Source organism: Xinfangfangia pollutisoli (genome assembly GCF_020179405.1).
Classification (GTDB): domain Bacteria; phylum Pseudomonadota; class Alphaproteobacteria; order Rhodobacterales; family Rhodobacteraceae; genus Pseudogemmobacter; species Pseudogemmobacter pollutisoli.
The window spans coordinates 1-3,072 of record NZ_JAICBZ010000159.1; the positions used below are offsets into that span (position 1 = coordinate 1).

2 protein-coding genes are annotated in these 3,072 nt (G+C 70.0%); both read right to left on the reverse strand.

Features of this window, described 5'->3' with window-relative positions; all coding sequences use genetic code 11:
- Nucleotides 1–97: 97 nt before the first annotated feature.
- Nucleotides 98–2,200, reverse strand: a complete 2,103-nt coding sequence (locus K1Y73_RS21650) for a hypothetical protein (RefSeq protein ID WP_263626734.1) — start codon at nt 2,198–2,200, stop codon at nt 98–100.
- A partial coding sequence (locus tag K1Y73_RS21655) for a DUF4159 domain-containing protein (RefSeq protein WP_225030476.1) occupies nt 2,197–3,072 on the reverse strand: 876 nt, incomplete at its 5' end. The genes K1Y73_RS21655 and K1Y73_RS21650, both read right to left, overlap by 4 nt.

Below are 3,072 nucleotides of genomic sequence, written 5' to 3' on the forward strand. Positions count from 1 at the left end.
CCCCCCCCCCCCCCCCCCCCCCCCCCCCCCCCCCCCCCCCCCCCCCCCCCCCCCCCCCCCCCCCCCCCCCCCCCCCGGCCGGCCATCCCACCGCCACTCAGACCGCTTTCGCGCCGCGCCGCCCCTCGATCAGCCAGGCCAGCACCGACAGCAGCGCCGCGATCAGCGCCCAGGCCCAGACGGGCAGCATCTCGGCCATGGTCACCGCCGTCGTCAGATAGGCCGCGCGCGGCGTGATGCCGATCCAGCCCCGCCCCGCCGCCGGCCGATCCGCCGCCACGCTGCGGATGTCGGGCATGCCATCGTCCAGCGCCACGATCCCGCCCCGCGTCGCCTCGACCAGCGGCGCCAGAGCCTCGCCCGAGGCGATGGTTTCCAGGAATTCCCGCGGGGCCGAGGGGCCGACGCCGATCACCCGGGTCAGATCGCCCTGCTCCAGCCGGTACAGGCCCAGACCCGGCGCCTGCCAGTGCGTCTCGTAATGACCGGGCGCCTTCTGTTCCATCTTCAGCACCTGCTGCGCGCCATCGGGCCCGGTCACCACCAGATCGCCCGGCGGCTGGTCGGAAATCGTCCGCCGCGTGATGGTCAGCACCTCGCCCTTCGCGGTGGCGGTCAGCGTCTCTTCCTCAAGCTCGGGTTCTTTCAGCATCCAATGCGCCAGCCGGCGCAGCAATTCCAGCTGCGGCCCGCCGCCTTCATAGCCGCGCCCCCAGAGCCAGGCCTGATCCGAGGCCAGAACCGCTACCCGACCCTCGCCCACCCGGTCCAGCACCAGAAGCGGCAGGCCGTTTGGCCCTTCCATCACCGTCTGGCCCGAGAATTTCTCGACCTCGATCGCCCGCATCCAGCGGCCCCAGCCGGGCGTGCCATCGGCAGAAGGCGGGGCGGGGGCGAATTTCTCAAGCCCCTCGGTCACCGGATGGCGCTGGCCCAATTCGGTGATCTTCGGCTTGAACCCGCCCTCGATCACCTGCGCCGTGGGCGCGACCGGCAGGATTTCCGACAGGGGCGAGCGGTAAAGCGAATCCACCGCGCCATATTCCGGGCCCGCCGCGACCAGAACCGTGCCGCCGCCCTTCACGTAATTCACCACATTCTCGATATAGGACATCGGCAGGATGCCCCGCATCCGGTAGCGGTCGAAGATGATCAGGTCGAATTCGCTGATCTTCTCGACGAACAGCTCGCGCGTCGGGAAGGCGATCAGCGACAATTCGTCGACCGGCACGCCATCCTGCTTTTCCGGCGGCCGCAGGATGGTGAAATGCACCAGATCGACCGAGGCATCCGATTTCAACAGGTTGCGCCAGACCCGTTCGCCCGCATGCGGCTCGCCCGAGACCAGCAGCACCCGCAGCCGGTCGCGCACGCCGTTCACCTGCACCACCGCGGCATTGTTGCGGTCGGTCAGCTCGCCCTCCGCGCCGGGCACCGAGAATTGCAGCACGTTCATGCCGCCATGCGACAGGGTGACCGGCAGCTCCAGCTCTTCCCCGACCGGGACCGTATAGGTCTGCGGCGCATCGGCATCGACGGCGATCGTCAGATCGACCATATCCCCGGCCGAGGCCGGCACGGCGCCGCGATCCTCGATCATCAGAGACAGGGTGAATTCCTCGCCGATGATGGCAAAGGCCGGGGCGTTCTTGATCACCAGCCGGCGGTCCCAGTCGCGGTCATGGCCGGTCAGCAGCAGATGGAAGGGCGCGGGGATCTGCGCGGTCAGGTCCAGATCATGCACCCGCCCGTCCGAGATCAGGATCACCCCGGCCACGCGCGCGCGGGGTTCCTCGGCCAGCGCCTCGGACACGGCGGTCATCGCCAGCGTGCCGGCATCTTCTTCCCCGTCCGAAAAGCGGCGGATGCGCAATTCGGTGCCGGGCAGGGCCGCGATTTCGGCCTCGACCCCGGCAATGGCGGCGGCGGTCTGGGCGCGGCGGTCCGACAAGCCCTGGCTTGCGCTGTCATCGACGACCAGGATCACGATATCCGACAGGCTTTCGCGTTCCTCCTGCTGCAGGGCAGGGCCGGTCAGCGCGGCCAGCAGCGCCAGTGCCGCCAGGCCACGCAGGGCCCAGCCCGGCAGGCCGCGCCACAGCGCCAGCGCCAGCAGCAGCGCGGCGATCCCGGCCAGCGCCCAGATCAAGGGCCAGGGCACCAGCGGCGCGAAGACCAGACCTGCGATCGGATTGGTCATTGCCCCAGCCTTTCCAGCAGTGCCGGCACATGGACCTGGTCGGATTTGTAATTGCCGGTCAGCACATGCATGATCAGGTTGATGCCAAAGCGATAGGCGATCTCGCGCTGGCGCTCGCCGGCGAAGCCACGGCCCACCGGCAGAAGCGGCACGCCCTGATCGTCGCTGGCCCAGGCCGAGGCCCAGTCATTGCCGCCGATCACCACCGGCGTCACCCCGTCGTTAAGATTGCGAAACGGCGCGCCCTCGGCCGCGGCGGCATCGGCGGGCGCGGCTTCGACCCAAAGCGAGCCTTCGCTGTAGCGGCCGGGGAATTCCTGGATCAGATAGAAGGTGCGGGTCAGCACATGGTCGCCCGGGATCTGCTCCAGCGCCGGAATGTCCAGCCCCGCGGCGATCCGTTGCAGCGCCTCGGCCTCGGGCGTCGTGCCGCCAAAGGCCGAGACATCGGCATCGCGCGTGTCGAACAGGATCATCCCGCCACTGCGCAGATACTGGTTCAGCTTCTGATAGGCCGCGTCCGAGGGCGTGGGCATGCTGGCCGTCACCGGCCAGTACAGGAAGGGGAAGAAGGCCAGCTCGTCGCGTTCGATATCGACCGCCATCGGCTCGGCCGGTTCGATCGCGGTGCGTTCCCACAGCCGGTCGCCCAGGCCCCGCAGCCCGGCCTGGGCCATGTCATCGACCGCTGCATCGCCGGTCAGCACATGGGCCAGCACCACGGCGCTGGTGGCCTGAATGGCGAAATCGTCGCCGGGCTGCGCCGCGGCGCCCGGGGCCGCGGGCTCTTGTGCCTGGGCGGGCGGGGGGGCTGTGCCCAGAAGGCAGAGGCCCAGCGCCAGCGCGGCGGTTGCCCGGCCCAGCCGGCCAAG

Bases quoted from the DNA above. Each gene is read 5' to 3' on its own strand.
- K1Y73_RS21650 (WP_263626734.1), bottom strand. From the start codon at position 2,200: ATGACCAATCCGATCGCAGGTCTGGTCTTCGCGCCGCTGGTGCCCTGG.